The sequence below is a fragment of the Pseudoalteromonas sp. FUC4 genome, from assembly GCF_008370255.1.
Classification (GTDB): Bacteria; Pseudomonadota; Gammaproteobacteria; order Enterobacterales; family Alteromonadaceae; genus Pseudoalteromonas.
Window position 1 is genome coordinate 278,568 of the sequence record NZ_SEUI01000005.1, and the last position, 19,154, is coordinate 297,721.

Sequence of the window (19,154 nt, forward strand, 5' to 3'; positions counted from 1 at the left end):
ATCATATTTAAAGGAGCAAATAGCTCCTTTTTTTGTTGAATAAATTATGCATGTAATACACCTTTAACCCTAATTTGTCGTTGAGATCACGGTTTAACCTACTAAACTGTCTTTTTGCTTCACTTCTTACTTGCGTTATTGCCAAAAACTCGTACAATTCCCCAGCTCCTCATTCTGGGGAGTAAATCTTATTAATGAAAACAGTCAATCTTTATAGAGGACGGTATGGTAACTATTCGTTTGCAACGTGGTGGCGCTAAAAAACGCCCTTTCTATCAAATTGTGGTTGCGGATAGCCGTTTCTCGCGTGACGGTCGCTTCATCGAGAAAGTAGGCTTTTTTAACCCAATTGCTTCAGGTCAAGAAGAAAAAATTCGTTTAGATTTACCACGTGTTGAACACTGGGTAGGTCAGGGCGCATCTCTTTCAGATCGCGTAGCTAAGTTAGTAAAAGACGCTCGTAAAGCGGCTTAATAGGCGTAAGTGTAACCATGAGTCAAGAGAACACCTCATCAATAATTGTCGTAGGAAAGCTCGGTGCCCCATATGGTATAAAGGGCTGGCTTAAGGTACATTCATTTACTGATGATCCCGTAGGGATCTTCGATTTCAGCCCGTGGTTGATAGGGCAGCAAGGTAAATGGCAGTCCTTAGAAGTGGTCGACTGGCGTCGCCACAACAAAGGCTTTATCGCTAAATTTGCGCAGATAAACGACCGAGACGAAGCAATGGCTTATACCCATGCTGAAATCTCAATGGATGCAGCGCATTTACCAGAACTCCCGCAAGGTGAGTTCTATTGGCGAGATCTCATTGGCATGTCTGTTGTAACCGATAAAGGTTATAGCTTAGGCATTGTTGATGACCTTATGGAGACAGGGTCAAATGACGTACTAGTTGTGAAAGCAAACAGTAAAGACGCATTTGGTCAAGCTGAACGTTTGATTCCTTTTTTAACTGATTCAGTTATTAAAGAAGTTAAATACGATGCAAGAGAAATTACCGTAGATTGGGATCCTGGTTTTTAATGACGCAAACTAGTTCATTATGGGTAGGGGTGATAAGCCTTTTTCCAGACATGTTTGACGCTATTACAGACCAAGGTGTTACCGGTCGCGCAGTAAAAAATGGTTTAATTGATTTTAACTGTTGGAATCCGCGAGACTACGCTTTAGATAAGCATAGAACCGTAGATGACCGTCCTTACGGGGGCGGACCAGGTATGTTAATGATGGTTGAGCCATTAAAAAAAGCGATTGCCGAAGCTAAAAAAGCAGCTGGTGATGGCGCTAAAGTAATTTATATGTCCCCGCAAGGGCGCAAACTTGATCAGCAGGGCGCTGGCGAACTCGCTAACTCTAATAAACTGATTTTGATTGCCGGTCGCTATGAAGGTATAGATGAGAGAATAATAGAATCATATGTTGACGAAGAATGGTCAATTGGTGATTTTATTTTGAGTGGTGGTGAACTACCTGCTATGACATTAATTGACGCAGTAGCGCGATTAGTGCCAGGTGTGTTAGGTCATAACCAGTCAGCAGAGCAAGATTCGTTTTCGGATGGCTTGTTAGATTGTCCACACTATACACGACCAGAAACATTGGACGACAAACAGGTTCCTGCTGTATTACTCAGTGGAAACCACCAAGAGATAGCAAAGTGGCGGCTTAAGCAGTCATTAGGTAGAACTTGGCTACGACGTCCTGACTTGTTGCATAACCTAGCTCTGACTGAGGAGCAAGCGGTATTACTCGCAGAATTTCAGCAAGAGTACCAAAAAGCTTGTGGCTAGAAGACAGTTACACCTAGGAAAGTGAGAAACATAATGGCAAAAGTAAACCAAAATATTATTAAAGCGCTTGAAGATGAGCAGCTTAAAACAGACGTACCTGCATTTGGCCCTGGTGATACAGTAGTTGTACAGGTAAAAGTAAAAGAAGGTGCTAAAGAGCGTCTACAGGCCTTTGAAGGTGTTGTAATCGCTAAGCGTAATCGTGGTCTTCACTCAGCATTCACAGTTCGTAAAATTTCGAACGGTGAAGGTGTTGAGCGTGTATTCCAAACGCACAGCCCTCTTATTGATAGCGTAGCAGTTAAGCGTCGCGGTGCAGTTCGCCGTGCTAAGCTTTACTACCTACGTGAGCGTTCTGGTAAATCTGCACGTATTAGAGAAAAACTTAACTAATACGCGCTGTTTATCAACGCAAAAAAACGGGTTGCATCCTTCGGGTTGCAACCCGTTTTGGTTTTAGAATATTATTTTCTCAATTCTCAATTCTCAATTCTCAATTCTCAATTCTCAATTCTCAATTCTCAATTCTCAATTCTCAATTCCTCATTAGTAAAATTTAAGCTTTAGCCTTTTATCAGTTAGCTGATCCTGTTAGTATTTATCGTATTGATTAGTTTACTTTTATGTAAATTTATATTTACGTTATTTGTTTTTAAGGTGGTATGAACGTGGCTGATATAAATGATTTAGCACAGCTAAGAGAAGGTATCGATGAATGCGACGCACAACTTGTCGCCTTACTCGCTAAACGTAATGGTATTACGCAAAAAATTGGTGAGATAAAACAACAAACAGGCGCGCCTTTACATGCACCTAATCGTGAAGCAGAGCTATTAGCGGCAAGAAGACAAGAAGCAATAAATCAAAATGTAAGCCCCGATCTCGTTGAAGATATACTAAGACGCATGATGCGAGAAGCCTATCAAAACCAACAAGCAAAACTTGCATGTGCAGCGCCAGATCTTTCGCCAATTGTTATTGTAGGTGGCCAAGGTGCTATGGGGCAGTTATTTGCTCAGCAGTTTATTCGCTCAGGTTACGAAGTTAAAGTTTTAGATAAAGATCAGCAAAACGATGCACAAAATATTTTAAAAGGTGCCAAGCTAGTAATGATTAGCGTACCAATTAATGCATTGGACGCAGTAGTTGCTAAGTTACCTAAACTAGATGATGACTGTTTACTAGTTGATATTACATCGGTAAAGCAATCGCCTATTAAAGCACTAAAAGCTGCGCATAGTGGCCCTGTGGTTGGTTTGCACCCTATGTTTGGCCCTGACATATCACACTGGGTAAAACAAACGGTCGTTGTATGTGAAGGGCGAGAGCACCAGGCGGCAAAAGGCTTGTTACAGCAGTTGCAGGTATGGGGCTGTCAGCTTGTTGAGCTTGGTGCTAAAAAGCACGACGAAGCAATGCAAATTATTCAGGTAATGCGTCATTTAACAACATTTGTGTACGGACAATTTTTAGCAAAACAAAGTCATACACTAGAAGAGTTACGTAGTTGCTCGTCACCTATATATCAACTAGAGCTGATGATGGTAGGGCGTTTATTTGCGCAGTCGCCGGAGTTGTACTCAGATATTATGTTAGCGCAATTCGATGATGTAGAGAGCCTACTTGCACAGTACCAAGACACTTTTGCAAGTACATTGGAAAAATTAAAAGCAGGAGATAAAGCAGCGCTTATTGATTCTTTTGCGCAGGCGAAAGTTTACTTTTCTGACTCAACAGAGCACTTTTTAACACAAAGCAGAAGCTTATTAAATAAAGCAAATGATTCAAAAGTGCTGGACTAATACTTATTACTTTTTACTAAAAAGGGCCGATATCGGCCCTTTTATTTTATGAAAGTGTGGATTAAGTATTAACGCTTACTGCCTGCAATGATTCGCTTTGGTAGCAGCCTAGAATACGCACATATTGAGTGTGTTCTTTAAGCTCTTCTAGCGCTTCTTTTACTTGGCTATCAGCTAAGTTTGCTTCAAGATCTACATAAAATACTTCTTCCCACGGATTGCCTGGAGTTGGGCGCGACTCAAGTTTTACTAAATTAATCTTATGTTGTTTAAAAATCATTAACGCATCGGCTAGTGAGCCCGCTTGCTGTTTTGTCGACATGATTAAACTAGTTTTAGTTGGAATTTGGTTAGACACTTGCAGAGGTTTACGCGCAACCACAATAAAGCGGCTATGGTTTTCGCTTTGATTAGCAAGATTTGATTTGATGACTTCGAGGCCGACATTTTTTCCTGCTTGAGCAGAGCCAATTGCAGCACTATTTGGTGTGTTCAGAGCTGATTGTAATGCACTTGATGTAGAGTCACATGTTTCGTGTTGTAAATCACCTAAGCCTTGTAAAAAGCGGCTGCACTGCGCAAATGGTTGTGGATGTGCAAATACTTTTGTCAGTTGGCTAAGTTCAGTATCAGGGTTTGCGAGTAAGCAATGCTCTACACTGTGAGTGACTTCTCCAACAATCGAGACCTGTGCGTGCTGTAATAAGTCAAATACTTCGTTAATACTACCAGAGCTTGTGTTTTCAATCGGTAATAAACCAAAATCAGCTTGGCCGTTTTCTACTTTACCTGTTATGTCGTCAAACGATGTACAGCCAATTTCAATTAATTTACCAGGGCGGCGACTAAAGTATTTATGACATGCAAGCTGGCTATAAGAACCCTGACCACCTAAGTAAGTAACACGATGTGTTTCACTCAGTGCATCTGGATTAAGGTTTTTTTGCAGCATTGCTTGTTGGTGTAAAACTGAATCTTCCAAAATAGTTTGAAACACATTATTTACGTAGTAAGCATCTAACCCTAGTGATTTACCATAACCAATCAATTTTTCTAGAAGCGCGAGTTCACGAGCTTCATCGCGAATTGGCTTATTGTTCGCGATTTTGTATTCAACCACGCCGTGGCTAATGCGACGGCGTTTAGCTAATAACACCAGTAAGTCGGAGTCTATTTCATTTATATCGTGTCTTAGTGCATTTAATACATCATTTGTCATTTTGGTATCCTCATTCCAAAAGTAGGCTGTTACTACACAGCAAAAACAAAAAAGCCTCCCAGTTGGGAGGCTTTACTATTCGATTGATTTTATCTCACAAACAGGGAAGCCTCTTTTATATAAAGAAGCTAAAAAACGAAAAAAAAGTGCGAGAGATAAATATTTTCATGCAGTTAATGTATGGAGAGTTACTAACAATGTCAATAACGATGCGGTGCTAAATAAGCGCAAAGCGCTATTTATTTGGTCATAATTAGTTTTTAGTGATATTTAACAAATAATTTATAAATATTAAGTCAGATCTGATATATTTCGTAAACTGGTTCAAATAATAACAATTATTAATAATTAAGGTTGACCTGTGGTTTACAGACGCCCTCCATCGCGTTTTGGATTTAATTCTTTAAGTGTAAAACTTTCACTGCTTATATCTGCTATTTGTTTAATAGCAGGGGTGTGTGCGGCTGCCTTAATGCTTAAATCTGAAGAGAAGCAACTTGTTTTTGAAGAACATGAGGTGTTAAAAAGCTCTACAGATTTATTAGTGAAGCAGTTTAATGAACGTATTAAAACAAAAATAAATATAGCTCAGCAAGCCAATAACGTAGTGACAGAGCAGCTTTTTCAATCTAATTTACCAATTAATTTAAGTAATAAATCACAGTTACAGTTTAATAGCGATGGTACGATTCGAAGTGCCTCGGCTGATGGATTATCAGCAGCATTTTTACCACAGCAAAATTACTCTCCTTTTTATAAACGCCTATTTAATGATTCCGAAATGTTATGGCGTATAATTTCTCCGACTCTGGTACACGACTTTTTTAACTTTTATTTAATTACCGATGACGATTTTATCCGCGTTTCCCCTCCAAACTGGGCATTAAATGCGCCAGCCGAGTTTAGAGTTACGCAAGGGTCAACGTACAAATCTATTAAAAGTATGTTAGGGTCAGAGCGAGAGCCTGCATGGTCAAAAGTTTATTACGATACAGTATGGCGAAAGTGGGTTATTAGCTTACTAGTGCCGGTGTATGTTGATAACGAGTTTTTAGGTGTAACGGGAAGCGATATTTCCCTTAACAAACTTATTTCATTTTTACCTGTTGGCGATAAAGAAAAACACTTACTTGTATTTGATAGTAAAGGGCAATTGTTAGCCCACCCCAACCTAAACCCTGCATTATTGGCTGACTACGGTAGTGACAATAAAGCACTCGCTACTAACGAATTTGTAAACCCAGAGCTGCAGTCAATTATTGACGATGCAATTGCGGTAAAGTTACCAGAGTATGCTAATTCATTTGAACAAAATGATGAAGCTCACATTATTAATATTCGTAAAATTGATGATTTAGATTGGTACATAGGTGTTTATAAAAAACGTTCATCAACATTATCTGCGTTACAAGATTTAAAGCTGAAGTTTTTTGGACTCTTTATTTTATACGCAATATTAGTTGCCTTATTGCTGCATCAGGCGCTTTATCAACTAGTACTTCGCCGTTTACATACTTTAGTTTATGCAGTAACAAGCTTTGGTAAAGGTCAGTTAACAACTGAGTTTCCGCCAGAAAACAAAGATGAGATTGGTACCCTTAATGGCTCATTTAGAGACATGACGGTAGAAATCCGCAAACTTATTGATGGTTTAAACCAAAGAATTACAGAAAAAGAAATTGCTGAAAAAGCAGCTAATCGTTTATCTAAAGCGGTAGCGTTCTCGGGCACTGGGGTTGTGATCACCGATGAAAATTTTGTCATTGAGTACGTAAACCCCAAAATGCTCGAAATGACAGGCTATCCAGAAAGTCATTTTAATAGAGCGCCATTACTTAATATTATTGCCTCAGAAATGTCTATCTTAGTTGAAGATATAGATATAGATTTACGCAGCCGTAATTACTGGCGCGGGGACACATTAATAGCGGGCTTAAATAAAGAGCCAATTTGGGTGTCTTTAAGTGTTTCGCCAATTCGTGAAGAGGGCGGTGAAATAACCAGTTATGTAGCATCGGCACAAGATATTTCGTTTGTAAAAGAAAGCCAGCGTAAAATGGAACAACTAGCTTACTTTGACACCCTTACGGGCCTTGCCAACAGAACGTTTTTTAGAATGCAATTGCGTAAATCAATGGCATTAGCAGAGCGCGGGCATTATGCATTTGCTTTGTTTTACTTTGATTTAGACGAATTTAAGCGTATTAACGACACATTAGGCCACGATGCTGGCGATCAATTATTAATTGAAGTAGCAAACAGACTTAAAAAACGTTTACGAGCTGAGGACACCATAGCGCGCTTAGGTGGTGATGAATTTGCAGTGTTGCTAAGTGGTATAGAAAGCCAAGCTCATGCGGCTGATGTTGCCAATACAATTCAAAAAACACTGAATGTGCCTATAAAACTAGGTAGTAATGAAGTTATTGTCAGTGCAAGTATCGGTATAACTATGGCTCCTTACGATAGCTTAGAGGAAGATCAGTTACTCAAACATGCTGATTTGGCAATGTATGAGGCAAAAGCAAAAGGGCGTAATACATTCCACTTTTATAGCCAAGAATTAAACGCAGCCGCAAATGAACGTTTATTTATCGAAAATGAGCTACGTATAGGGCTCAAAGAAAAGCAGTTTGAAGTTTACTATCAACCTCAAGTTGATAGCCGTACTCATCAGGTTGTTGGCTATGAAGCGTTATTAAGATGGTTCCACCCAGCTGAAGGCGTAATCCCTCCAGATAAATTTATTCCTATTGCTGAGGCGACAGGTCTTATAGTTGAATTAGGCGAATGGGTGCTTCAAGAGTCCTGTGATTTTGCAGTAAGACTAGCAGAGCAAGGTCTAGAAAATAATATATCGATAAACTTATCGGCCCGCCAGTTTAAAGACTCAAGCTTAGTTACAACGCTGAGCAAGATGATAATTAAGTCGGGTGTTTCAGCAAAGCGCCTTCACTTAGAGCTGACCGAAAGCATGCTAATGGGCAATGTAGAGGCAGCCATTACACAATTGCACGAGCTTAAAGCATTAGGTATATCTATTTCTATTGATGACTTTGGTACAGGTTATTCGTCGCTCAGTTACTTAAAACGATTCCCGGTTGATATATTGAAAATTGACCGTTCATTTGTAAAAGATATCCCAGAGGATACGAATGATATGGAAATCACTGCAGCTATTATTGCCATGGCGCAAAAGTTAAAGCTAGACGTGGTTGCAGAAGGGGTTGAGACAATAGAGCAGATGCAGTTTTTACAAAATAATAATTGCTTCATTGTACAAGGCTATTATTTTAGTAAGCCAATTGCGGAGCACGAACTACCGAATTTGTATGAAAGGTTAAATGAACTCGCAAATAGCGAAGTAATTAGTTAATAAAATTGCGGGTTAACCGCCCGCAATTTTAACTTTAAATTTTAATGCTTCTAAAATACCTTTTAGTTTATCTCGGTCATCACCTTGCACTTCAATAATGCCTTCTTTTACTGCGCCGCCTTGGCCCATTTTGCTTTTTATAGTTTTAGCTAACTTTTTTAAATCATGATCTTTTGGATCAATGCCAACAACTAGCATTACGCCTTTGCCTTTACGCCCTTTTGTTTGACGCTCAATGCGAATAAAACCATCTTTAAAAAGTTTAGCGTGTAACTCTTTTTCTGGTTTTGGCTGGTCAATGCGACCCGTACTAGTTGAATATACTAAGTGACTATCACTCATACCTTACCTTTGTGGATAAAAATGAATTAAATACTGGTGTAAATGATAGCAAATTTGAAGTTGTGTGTTTTTCTTTTTGCTAAATACTTTTAACAGGTTATATTTAGTTCAAAGGAAATATTATTGGAGTTTACTATGAGTTTAACTAAGAATGAATCTGTCGATGGCACTACATTAACAATACAAATTAAAGGTAAGTTTGATTTTAATTTAGTACAATCTTTTCGCCAAGCTTATGCTCAAATGAGCGAAAAAACAGTAAAGGTAATTATCGATTTAAGAGAGACTGATTATATGGATAGTTCAGCACTTGGCATGTTACTTAATATGAAAAAAACCATTGATAGCCAAGTGAAAACCATCGAAATAAGTAATTGCCAACCTCAGCTTAGAAAAATCCTACAAATTTCACGTTTTGATAAAAAGTTTGATATTAGCTAATGATACATGTGTTGATTGTTGACGATCAGGCGCTCAATCGCATTTTACTAAGTAAAATGCTTGAGCAGGAAGGTTATAAAATCTCATTGGCTTACAATGGGCTAGATGCACTTAATGTACTTAAAAGAGAGCAAATAGACATTGTACTACTTGATGTTTTAATGCCCGTAATGGATGGTTTTGAAACCGCTGAAAAAATAAAACAGCAGTATAGTGAGGTATACTTACCGATTATTTTTATAACTTCCTTAGACGATCAAGCAAGTTTTGAGCGCTGTCTTGCGGTAGGTGGCGATGACTTTATTCATAAACCATTTGAAAAAGTTATTTTGTACGCAAAAATTAAAGCACATAGCCGCACCAGAGAGTTGAGTAAAAAATCAAATCAACAAAAAAAGCTGCTTGAATATCATCACAATCAAATTGAACGTGAACACGAAATAATTGAGCATATTTTTAATAACTCATTAGAGAATCAAGGCAAGTTTAAAGAGTACCTCGATTTTAATTTATCGCCGGCGTCTATGTTTAACGGCGATATGTTTTTAGTGGCGCAAAGTCCAATAGGCAATCTGTATTGCATGTTGGGAGACTTTACCGGGCACGGTTTAGCGGCAGCTATTGGGGCATTACCTATCTCTCGTGTTTTTTATACTATGGTACAAAAAGGCATGGCGATTAATGACATTGCCTGTGAACTAAATACACTGCTTTACAACCTCCTACCTGGACACATGTTTTGTGCTGCAACCATTATAGAGCTTAGTGCATCCGGTAAAAGTATTTCTGCATGGATGGGCGGCCTGCCAGATGCGTATCTAATAGATAAAGACGGTAATGTAAAACAAACATTAGAGTCGCAACATATGGCGCTGGGGATTTTAGACGACCAAGAATTTGAATATGAAGTTATTCACTTTGAAACAAATAGTAATACACGCCTAGTACTAGCAACCGACGGTATTATAGAAACAGCAAACAAAGAAGATACATTTTTTGGAGAAGAGCGTTTTTTACAAACCTTAAAAAGTAAATCGATGATTAGTAGCGAAGATATAGTGGCTAATGTTACTAAGTTTGCTGATGGCACTAAGCAGCAAGATGATTTAAGTATTGTTTTACTAAACTGCCTGCCTTTAGTTCCTGAGGAGCAAGAGCGAGAAGCATTTTCTACTTTAGCGTTTAATTTATCTTTGAGTTTAAACTCAGAACAAATAAAAAAAACAGACCCCGTTTACGACGTTGTTAATATTTTAAGTAGTGTTGAGGGGTTAAATGCTCACCGCTCTAATATATTTTTACTGTTGTCTGAGGCTTATAACAATGCGCTTGATCATGGTGTACTAGGGCTAGACTCAGAGATTAAAAAACAAGAAGACGGCTTTTTTCGATATTACGAATTAAGAGAAGCAGCTTTAGCTAAACTTACAGATGCAATGATTATTATTGATATGCGCTATTGCCCCGATACGCTCAGTTTATATTTCATCATTTGTGATTCAGGCCGAGGGTTTAGTAGTAAGCACGATGAGCTGGCAAAGGTTAATAATGAATTTGGTAGAGGGGTGTCTTTATTAGAAGAAATAGCTGAAAAGGTAACTTATAACGCCAGCGGTAACCAAGTTGAAATGTGCTACAAGTTGAGCTAGCTCTGCAAAAATATCCATGCTATTATTCTCGAAACTTTAGATGTATGGATGGCCAAATGATTTCTTCTTACTTAAAACAAGCACAACTAAGTGCTAATCCAGCTTTGATTTCAACAGAGCTTGAAAAGCTTGAGCTACATTTAGCAAACACAGCTTTGCCTGATGTATGTTGGGAGTATCAAATACCTGAGCTTGGCGAGGGCGGTGCATGTAGTTTATTTGGTTACCTACAAGATGAGCCATTCAAATTAACTGACTATCTTAAAAATGATGAGCAAACACAGTTCAAGCTAGCTAATTTACAGAGTATTGTTAGCTATATTGAAGAGCAAACAAGTGTTGATTGGTATGGTATTTATCAATCAACCAATACTAGTGAAGGTAAGCAACTACTTAAGCTTGCTTATCATGGTGCACCAAGTCGCCCTTTATTTCCGCTTACAGAAGCGTTTGCAGCTGGTAGTAACAATGTACAAGTTGCGCTTTCTCACAAGGGCCGTATTATTAATAACGTTGAAGAGTACTTATCACAAGGTGGTGAATACTACACATGCGATCCTAAAGTTAAATCAGAAACCTGCTTACCTTTATTTAATACACAAAATGAATGTGTTGGTATTGTAGATGCAGAAGCCTTTAAAAATGATTTTTTTGATGAAAAGACGCTTGCCGTTTTAATTGCATGTTGTATTAAAATTCCTCACTTTCTAGTGTAAATAACGCTAGTCAACATGATGTGCTTTTATGTTAAGCTTAGCTTAACAGCTAACCCCTAAATAACGATAAGAGATAGCCAATGTTCTCAGTATTAAAACCATTACCAACAGATCCTATTCTTGGCCTTATGGCGGCCTATAAACAAGATACAAACCCTAATAAAATTGATTTAGGTGTAGGTGTCTACAAAGACGAGCAAGGCAATACACCGGTTCTTAAAGCGGTTAAAAAAGCTGAAGCGTTTCGTCTTGAAAACGAAATGAGCAAATCTTACATTGGTTTAGCGGGTAACTTAGATTACTGCCAAAAGATGGAGCAGTTACTACTAGGCGAACATCAAGCATTGCTAGCAAATCGCGTACGTACTGCGCAAGCGCCAGGTGGTACGGGTGCACTTCGCGTTGCAGCTGAATTTATTAAGCGTTGCAATGCAGATGCAACAGTATGGGTAACTAACCCAACATGGGCAAACCATATTAGCTTGTTTGAAGCTGCAGGCTTAACAGTAAAAGAATACCCGTATTACGATTACGAAAATAAAGACTTACTGTTTGATGAAATGATCAACACACTTAAACAAGTGCCTAAAGGTGATGTGGTTTTAGTGCATGCATGTTGTCATAACCCAAGCGGTATGGACTTAAACGAAACACAGTGGAACACAGTTGCCGAACTTGCAAAAGAAGTTGGCTTTACACCACTTGTTGATATTGCATACCAAGGCTTTGGTGCTTCACTTGAAGAAGATGCACGTGGCTTACGTATTTTAGCTGATGCAGTAGAAGAGCTAATTATTTGTTCTTCATGTTCTAAAAACTTTGGCTTATACCGCGAGCGTATTGGTGCATGTTCACTAATTGCAAAAGATAGCGCAACAGCAGATATTTCAAACTCTGTAATGCTAAGCGTTGTACGTAGTATTTACTCAATGCCGCCAGCGCATGGTGCTGATATTGTTAATACTATTTTAAGCAGTACAGAGCTTACACAATTATGGCACTCTGAGCTTGATGAAATGCGTAGCCGCATAAATGGCTTACGTAGCCTAATTAAAGAAAGCTTAGCAACTAAAGATATTGCGCAAGACTTCTCATTTATTGAACGTCAAAACGGTATGTTTTCTTTCTTAGGTATTAATAAAGAGCAAATTGCTCGCCTACAAAAAGAATATGGTATTTACATTGTTGGTTCTAGCCGCGTAAATGTTGCAGGTGTTAGCCAGTCAAATATTGAATACTTTTCAAATGCTGTAGCTGACGTTTGTAAATAAACGCAGTTAATATAAAAAACCGCACGTCATTTCTAATGATGTGCGGTTTTTTATTATCTAAATTAAAACAAAAAGCTTTAACCGATAGCAGGAATTAGTCCCGCCATTTGCATAAACTGCGCAGTAATAATCGTTATGCCACATATAGCTGCTATGCCAAGCCCAACATTCCCACTTTTAACTTTGTAGCCTGTTTTATTTGATGTTGTACGCTGTTTATAAACTATTGCTACAGGCAAAAATATTGCAAGTACGACAAGTGCTATTGCAGCGTAACCTAAAGCCATAATAAAGCCTTGAGGATAAAATAATGCAAAGCCAAGCGGCGGAATAAACGTAATTAAGGCCGTTTTAATTCGGTCTGTTTTATTGTCACCTTTTTTAAATGTATCAGCAAAAAAATCGAATAATCCTAAACTCACCCCTAAAAATGATGTCGCAAGTGCTAAATCAGCAAATAACTTAACGGCCGTTGCCACACTTGGGTTATGCGCAATACTTGCCACGCTTGATACAAAGCCACTAAGGCCTTGGCTGTTGAGTAAATCAGCTTGGCTCATAATACCTTGGCTAAGTAGTTGCCAAAAAATATAAATGACTAAAGGCAGGGCGGCTCCAGCAATCATTACTTTGCGCAGTACTTTTATTTCTACACCAACATATTTAATAATAGAAGGAATAGAGCCATGAAAGCCAAACGAAGTAAATATAACCGGTATAGCCGAAAGGATTAACCCTTGCTCTACAGGCATCTCTAATAAATGCTTACCTTGTACATAAGGGGTTAGCATGTAAAACAAACTAGCTAATACAATAATTTTTATTGTAAATAACACTCTATTTAGTTTATCTACCTTGCTAGTGCCCAGCGTTACCACACTTGCAATAATAACAGCGAGGATCACAGAGCCAAACTGTGGGGCTATATTTACATTAAAGCCTATATTTATACGCGCTTGAAGTTGTGCACCACCACCTGCAATATAAGCAGCGCATAAAGCGTAAAATAAAAAAACCATCGAAAAATTCGCGATGTATTGTCCGCGCTTCCCCAGCCATAATTTAGCCAACGTATTTAACGTTGCATCGCGTGGTGCATATTGGTGTAGCTCTAGCATGAGTAGTGCGGTGTAGGTCATTAGTAACCAGCTAGCAATTATTAATGCAAGTGCTGTACTAAACCCAAGCCCGGCAGATGCTATTGGCAATGCCAACATACCTGCACCAATAGTTGTGCCTGCAACAATTAACATGCTTCCAGTTGTTTTATTTTTAAGCACTTAATTACCTTAATTATTATTAATATACATGCACGATATAACTAGTTACTCAAATCTCAAATAGTTTTGTAATAAAAGAGCACTATTAAAATGTAACTTACAATTTACAACTGTATTTATTAAGGACTTGTATGCATTTAAAAGTATTAAAATAGGGTGGTGAGGGTATAATTTTATGTACGTTGGATTGCGTTATAAAACGCTAAGGATTGGCATGTGCCGGTAAAAGTATCGTATTTTTTTATGGTTCTCATTTGGTCTACTACACCACTGGGGATTGTGTGGAGCAGTGAAACAGTGTCGCCAACGCTTGCTGTATTAATGCGTATGCTGGTGGGGTTGTTTTTAGGTGGTTTAATTGTTGCCATAACAAACATTAGAGTACCTTGGAGCAAAAATGCATGCTTACTTTATTTTTATTCGAGTATAGGTATTTTTGGCGGTATGTTACTGAGCTATATGGCAGCTAAAACAGTCCCTTCGGGTATTATTTCGCTTATGTTTGGCCTTGCGCCTATTTTGTCGGGGTTGCTTGCTCAGCAGTTATTAAATGAACCTAAATTTAGCCCTATTAAATTAGTGGCGTTAGCGTGCGCCTTAATTGGCTTATATTTTGTTAGTTATAACCAAGTACAAAGCTCGCAAACTCAAGGGCTCGGGTTACTTTATGTGTTTATGGCTGTCTGCTTTTTTAGTTTAAGTGGTGTGATGATTAAGCGCGTACAAATTGCGATTCATCCTATGGCAACAACATTTGGTGCCTTAGTTTTTGTAACCCCACTCTTTTTTATTGCTTGGTGGTTATTAGATGGTCAGTTGCATATACAAAATTGGAGTGCAAAATCATTGTGGGCTATTGGCTATTTAGGTGTATTTGGATCTTTAGTTGGGGCTTTGGCGTATTTTCATGTGTTGCAAAACCTAAATGCGAGTACGGTATCACTTACTACGCTCATAACCCCTAGCTTTGCGTTAGGCTTAGGAGCTTGGCTAAACAATGAGCCATTAAGCCAAGAGCTAATAATTGGTGCAATTATTATTTTAATTAGCCTAGGTTTTTTCCAATTTGGTGATAAATTTTTAAAGCGAAATAAAGTAAACACAAATTAGCTTTACTGCATTTTTTCTATTTGAATAATTAAACGACGGTTTTTGTCTCGGCCTAAAATGTTATCGTTATTATCAACAAAGCGTTTTTCGCCCAAACCGGTTGTTTGTACTTTGGCTTCATCAACACCCAAGCTCACCATATAATCCTTTATTGCTTTGGCGCGCTTGCGCGATAAATCTAAGTTATTCCAGCGCCCGCCATAGCTATCGGTGTATGAGTCAATGCTAATGGACTCTATGCTTGCATCATTTTTTAAATACTCAGCAATCTTATCAAGGCGTTGTTGCGAGGATTTAGTTAATTTACTGCTGTTAGATTGATAGTTCATTACAGTAAACGAAATATCTTCAAAGCTGTAAGGGAGTAGCTCATCACGGCATTGTAAAAAAGCCCAGTAAGCTTGTTTAAAGTTTACGCTCGATATGCCAACGGCAATTTTATCGGCACTGTTTTGCCAGTCTTGATAATAAAAAGTAGGGTAGTAGCCTTTTTCAAGCTCGCTAAGCATTTCCCATGCGGTTTTATTGCCTAGCTCGCCATCAAACTTTTTAAGTAATTTCATATTTGCAATATCGCGAGCGGGCAATCCTGCACGCCACGTAGGTGGCACTGCTTTTAAACCTGCAATTGCGTAGTTATCTGGGCGTACAACCATATCTAAATTAAATATTAAGTTTTTATTTTTACTTGCTGAAGCTTTAAATATAGCTTCCCCATAATAAGGAACTTCATGATTTAATTGGCATTGTAAGCGCGTTGTTTTAACGACTTCCCAGTTGGAGTTGTCTTGGGTTGCTGTATATTGGCGCATAGCAGCTTGCGAGTGAGTACTGTAAAGCACTGCACTTATACTAAGGCTAATAAATAACAACTTATACTTCATGGTGCTCTCCAGCTATCCGGGAATGCCAATAATTTGGCAAATTAACGACTGCAATGATTAGTTTGTTCTTTACGTAACTAACTTATAAGTTAAAGCAAGTTATGTGCCTACAATTTTAAAGCAATAAATACTTAAATCCCCTAGCCTAGGGGGCATCAATTTTGACATAATAGTCAGCTTACACGTATAAACAAAGAAGACTATGGCAAATACTGAGCAAACACCTTTCGCAAAACGCTTTCGTGGATTTTTTCCTGTTGTTATTGATGTTGAAACTGCAGGTTTTAACAAAGAAACAGATGCCTTGTTAGAAATAGCAGCTTCTGTTTTAAAAATGGATGACGAAGGACTGCTCAGCATAGATCATACTGTTCATTTTCATGTTCAGCCATTCGAAGGCGCGAATATAGAACAAGCAGCCATCGACTTTAACGGCATAGACCCGTTTTCACCATTACGTGGTGCAGTACCTGAAGACGAAGTAATTAAAGAAATATGTAAAGTAGTACGCAAAGCGCAAAAGGCCGCAGGGTGCCAACGCTCAGTTATTGTGGCGCATAATGCCGCATTCGACCATGGCTTTTTAAATGCAGCAATAGAGCGTAATAACATTAAGCGTACACCATTTCATCCATTTGTAAGCTTTGATACAACATCTTTAGCGGGTTTAGCGTTAGGCCAAACAGTATTAGCAAAAGCATGTAGAGCGGCAGGTATCGAGTTTGATAACAGTCAAGCACACTCAGCGCTTTATGACACAGAACGTACAGCTGAGCTTTATTGTCTAATAGTAAACCGCTGGCAGCAATTAGGTGGTTGGCCATTAGCGCCACTAGATGACGCTGACACTGATGCGGAAGTTGAAACTGAAAATGACGAAGAAACTAAAACGTCTGAGTAATTTTACCTTCAGTTAGCTTAACTAGGTGGGGCGGGTAAATACGCGAAAATTGTTTAGAATCTTTCGCTATTTTAAGTTCCACACCAGGGTGCATTAATTCATTTACTTTTAAACGGCTACTGGCAAGTAATTGCACTATTTTTTGCTTAATAAGTAGTTTTTGACGATGAATATGCGCAGAGCGTATTTTTATATGCTTTTCATTTTCAGTTATTTTATTCATAAATTGCTGGCGCTGAGCAGCCCCCGCAATTTTACTCGCTTTTTCACGAGCTTGTTGTAAAGCGGTTACTTTAGTCGCAAGTACTTTTTCAAAATCGGTTATTTGAGTTTGCTTTTGGCGAAGCTCAAACCAGAGCTGCGCTAAAAACACACGCGTTTTGGTACCGGCTGGCGCGCCTAGTTCACCTGTTTCAATGCGCATAGCATCTAAAATATTACCGCCAATAATTTTACCTCGCGGATTATTTGCTTTGCCTACACGTATTAATCGCCTAGCACTTAAATCACAATGCAGAGCTTGGCGTTCAATAAATAAATCTTGTTCGGATTTAATATTGCAGTACTGGGCATAACCAATCGAAATAGTACGTTGAGCGATTATACTACACGTAAATGCTTCCTCGCCTTCACGTTTTCGGCCAATTGCGCCAAGCATAATAGTGACTGCACTTTTACTTTCAACAGATCCTGATTCTACAAAACCCAGTACCGTAATATCACCGTTGGCTTTTACACGCATGCCGTCTTTAATATCGCCAGTAATAATTACGCTACCATCAAAATCAACGTGGCCTGTACTTACATCTACGTTATCAAAGCATAAAACGTCATCTACACGCATGCCACGGGGTAGGGCAACGGGCACACCTTTGCAGTCGGCAATAAGCATATTAGGATTATTAGGATCTACTTTTGTACCTTCGAAAGGCTGGAGTTGGTGATCTTTACCTGGTTTTGCACTAATTGAATCGCCAAATACTGTATAGCCTTCTTCTCCAGGGGTTGCGGCAATGCGCTGCATTAAGGGCGTGCCGGGTTTTACAGTGATGATAGCACCAAGGTTTTTCATATCAACCTTACCGCCTTCTTTAGCTTGTGGGCTAAGTACTCGGTCTTGGGCTGTTGAGCATAAACGCACAAATTTAGCGTCGCTGCCTTCTTTAGGATTGCGCCCATGTGCAATTATGGCATTGTAAGAGCTTCCTGCTGGTTGCTCAAACTGCTGGCCTAAAAAGGTATCAAGCGCACGAGGACTTATTCCTTTTTTAACACCTGCATCAGCAAGTGCTTTTTGCGCGCCTTCCATAGACAAAAGTGCGCCACCTTTAGCGGTAGTTAATGTTGCTTCTGCGACCATGTTTTTTTCATCAATATTAATGACAAGCGACGCATCTACAGCTTTAGCAACTACAAGCGATACTTCCTGATAATTTTTAGTTGGCGCAAAAAGCTTTCCAATATTAGCTGCTATAGCTTCGTACTCACTAAACTCAGATTGTTCAAGCATTTCTACTAACTGAGTACTCGTAATAGGAAAACCACTATCAATAGGGTGACTTACTAAAGAGACAAACCCTGTACTTTTATCAAATGAAAAAACCGACATTTATAAATTCCTTACATTATGCCTGTTATTATTTTTATTTTTTACAACTAAAGGTTTAGAAATAGCAAAAACCTTAACTCCTTATTTGAACACAGGTTAAACACATTGTTAAGCAAATGTTTGTATAGGCTTATATATACTAAATTTTGTTTGTTTAATGTGCGATTAGTGCGTGCAATTAAAATAAAGCGTTACTAGGCCTTGAGTATCAGTACTTTACTCAGTTATACTGTTTGTACGCTCTGAATTGAGTTACTAATTCAGGGGCTGATTAGGATTCGACGGAATTCAAGAAGCCCAAGGTGCATGTCGAGGTGCGGTTTGCCTCGTTAAACAGCCGCAACCTAAAGTAATCGCAAACGACGATAACTACTCTCTAGCAGCTTAGGCTGGCTAGCGCTCCTTCCATGTATTCTTGTGGACTGGATTTTGGAGTGTCACCCTAACACCTGATCGCGACGGAAACCCTGGCCGGGGTTGAAGCGTTAAAACTAAGCGGCCTCGCCTTTATTTACCGTGTTTGTCCGGGACTTAAAGGTTAATTAAATGACAATACTAAACATGTAGTACCGACGGTCGAGGCTTTTCGGACGGGGGTTCAAATCCCCCCAGCTCCACCAAATCAAAGAACTAAGACGCCTTTTAGGCGTCTTTTTTTTGCCTAAAATTCAATGATAATCAACCATGTAGGCTGTATGTAGTTCCAGTAAGGGTTTTTAACAGTTTATAAAATCCACAACTTTATGTACCATCGGAAGT

General features: G+C 38.8%; 17 protein-coding genes and 1 other RNA gene. 13 read left to right on the forward strand and 5 right to left on the reverse strand.

All coding sequences use genetic code 11. The features are described from left to right. Positions 1 to 225 precede the first annotated feature (225 nt). From rpsP to tyrA, 5 genes are all read left to right on the forward strand, one after another. The gene (rpsP, locus tag EU510_RS15830) at positions 226 to 474 is read left to right on the forward strand and encodes a 30S ribosomal protein S16 (RefSeq protein ID WP_002962192.1); all 249 of its coding nucleotides are present in this window, start codon (positions 226 to 228) and stop codon (positions 472 to 474) included. 17 nt (positions 475 to 491) lie between these two features. After that, positions 492 to 1,028: a ribosome maturation factor RimM gene (rimM, locus tag EU510_RS15835; RefSeq protein ID WP_024596584.1), complete on the forward strand. Its 537-nt coding sequence runs from the start codon at positions 492 to 494 to the stop codon at positions 1,026 to 1,028. After that, entirely contained in the window at positions 1,028 to 1,795 is a 768-nt protein-coding gene (trmD, locus tag EU510_RS15840) for a tRNA (guanosine(37)-N1)-methyltransferase TrmD (protein WP_149594286.1), read from the forward strand. The genes rimM and trmD overlap by 1 nt, the downstream gene beginning before the upstream one ends. A gap of 33 nt (positions 1,796 to 1,828) precedes the next feature. Beyond that, positions 1,829 to 2,188, forward strand: a complete 360-nt coding sequence (rplS, locus tag EU510_RS15845; RefSeq protein WP_002962189.1) for a 50S ribosomal protein L19 — start codon at positions 1,829 to 1,831, stop codon at positions 2,186 to 2,188. A gap of 275 nt (positions 2,189 to 2,463) precedes the next feature. Further along, the gene (gene tyrA, locus EU510_RS15850) at positions 2,464 to 3,597 is read left to right on the forward strand and encodes a bifunctional chorismate mutase/prephenate dehydrogenase (RefSeq protein ID WP_149594287.1); all 1,134 of its coding nucleotides are present in this window, start codon (positions 2,464 to 2,466) and stop codon (positions 3,595 to 3,597) included. 61 nt (positions 3,598 to 3,658) lie between these two features. On the opposite strand, the gene EU510_RS15855 is transcribed toward tyrA, so the two are convergent. Then, on the reverse strand, positions 3,659 to 4,816 hold the full coding sequence (locus tag EU510_RS15855) for a chorismate mutase (protein ID WP_024604450.1): 1,158 nt from the start codon (positions 4,814 to 4,816) through the stop codon (positions 3,659 to 3,661). A 361-nt stretch (positions 4,817 to 5,177) separates the two neighbouring features. Between EU510_RS15855 and EU510_RS15860 the strand changes: the two genes are divergently transcribed. Beyond that, positions 5,178 to 8,192, forward strand: a complete 3,015-nt coding sequence (locus tag EU510_RS15860) for an EAL domain-containing protein (protein ID WP_149594288.1) — start codon at positions 5,178 to 5,180, stop codon at positions 8,190 to 8,192. Between the two features lie 12 nt (positions 8,193 to 8,204). On the opposite strand, the gene EU510_RS15865 is transcribed toward EU510_RS15860, so the two are convergent. Beyond that, positions 8,205 to 8,534 carry a translation initiation factor gene (locus EU510_RS15865; RefSeq protein ID WP_002962947.1) on the reverse strand — a complete coding sequence of 110 codons (330 nt, stop codon included), beginning with the start codon at positions 8,532 to 8,534 and terminating at the stop codon, positions 8,205 to 8,207. A gap of 135 nt (positions 8,535 to 8,669) precedes the next feature. Here EU510_RS15865 and EU510_RS15870 point away from each other — a divergent pair, with 135 nt between their 5' ends. The 4 genes from EU510_RS15870 to EU510_RS15885 all read left to right on the forward strand — a co-directional run bounded on the left by EU510_RS15870 (position 8,670) and on the right by EU510_RS15885 (position 12,611). Continuing rightward, positions 8,670 to 8,975 carry an STAS domain-containing protein gene (locus EU510_RS15870; RefSeq protein ID WP_002962948.1) on the forward strand — a complete coding sequence of 102 codons (306 nt, stop codon included), beginning with the start codon at positions 8,670 to 8,672 and terminating at the stop codon, positions 8,973 to 8,975. Continuing rightward, positions 8,975 to 10,624 (forward strand): SpoIIE family protein phosphatase, encoded by a 1,650-nt coding sequence (locus EU510_RS15875; protein WP_149594289.1) that lies wholly within the window; start codon positions 8,975 to 8,977, stop codon positions 10,622 to 10,624. The genes EU510_RS15870 and EU510_RS15875 overlap by 1 nt, the downstream gene beginning before the upstream one ends. 56 nt (positions 10,625 to 10,680) lie before the next feature. After that, positions 10,681 to 11,340 (forward strand): GAF domain-containing protein, encoded by a 660-nt coding sequence (locus EU510_RS15880; protein WP_149594290.1) that lies wholly within the window; start codon positions 10,681 to 10,683, stop codon positions 11,338 to 11,340. Positions 11,341 to 11,420: 80 nt separating this feature from the next. Further along, positions 11,421 to 12,611: an amino acid aminotransferase gene (locus tag EU510_RS15885; RefSeq protein WP_002962951.1), complete on the forward strand. Its 1,191-nt coding sequence runs from the start codon at positions 11,421 to 11,423 to the stop codon at positions 12,609 to 12,611. Positions 12,612 to 12,688: 77 nt separating this feature from the next. Here the strand turns inward: EU510_RS15885 and EU510_RS15890 are convergent, their stop codons facing one another. Further along, complete coding sequence (locus EU510_RS15890) at positions 12,689 to 13,891, reverse strand: aromatic amino acid transport family protein (protein ID WP_149594291.1); 1,203 nt, start codon at positions 13,889 to 13,891, stop codon at positions 12,689 to 12,691. 216 nt (positions 13,892 to 14,107) lie between these two features. On the opposite strand from EU510_RS15890, the gene EU510_RS15895 reads away from it, so the two are divergent. Beyond that, positions 14,108 to 15,001: a DMT family transporter gene (locus EU510_RS15895; protein ID WP_149594292.1), complete on the forward strand. Its 894-nt coding sequence runs from the start codon at positions 14,108 to 14,110 to the stop codon at positions 14,999 to 15,001. A 2-nt stretch (positions 15,002 to 15,003) separates the two neighbouring features. Here the strand turns inward: EU510_RS15895 and EU510_RS15900 are convergent, their stop codons facing one another. After that, positions 15,004 to 15,885 carry a flagellar protein MotY gene (locus EU510_RS15900; protein WP_149594293.1) on the reverse strand — a complete coding sequence of 294 codons (882 nt, stop codon included), beginning with the start codon at positions 15,883 to 15,885 and terminating at the stop codon, positions 15,004 to 15,006. Positions 15,886 to 16,087: 202 nt separating this feature from the next. Here EU510_RS15900 and rnt point away from each other — a divergent pair, with 202 nt between their 5' ends. Beyond that, positions 16,088 to 16,786: a ribonuclease T gene (rnt, locus tag EU510_RS15905; protein ID WP_024604455.1), complete on the forward strand. Its 699-nt coding sequence runs from the start codon at positions 16,088 to 16,090 to the stop codon at positions 16,784 to 16,786. Here rnt and EU510_RS15910 read toward each other — a convergent pair. Next, positions 16,770 to 18,395, reverse strand: a complete 1,626-nt coding sequence (locus EU510_RS15910) for a DUF342 domain-containing protein (RefSeq protein ID WP_149594294.1) — start codon at positions 18,393 to 18,395, stop codon at positions 16,770 to 16,772. The two genes, rnt and EU510_RS15910, sit on opposite strands and share 17 nt — an antisense overlap. A gap of 263 nt (positions 18,396 to 18,658) precedes the next feature. Here EU510_RS15910 and ssrA point away from each other — a divergent pair. Beyond that, positions 18,659 to 19,015, forward strand: a transfer-messenger RNA (tmRNA) gene (ssrA, locus tag EU510_RS15915). Positions 19,016 to 19,154 lie beyond the last annotated feature (139 nt).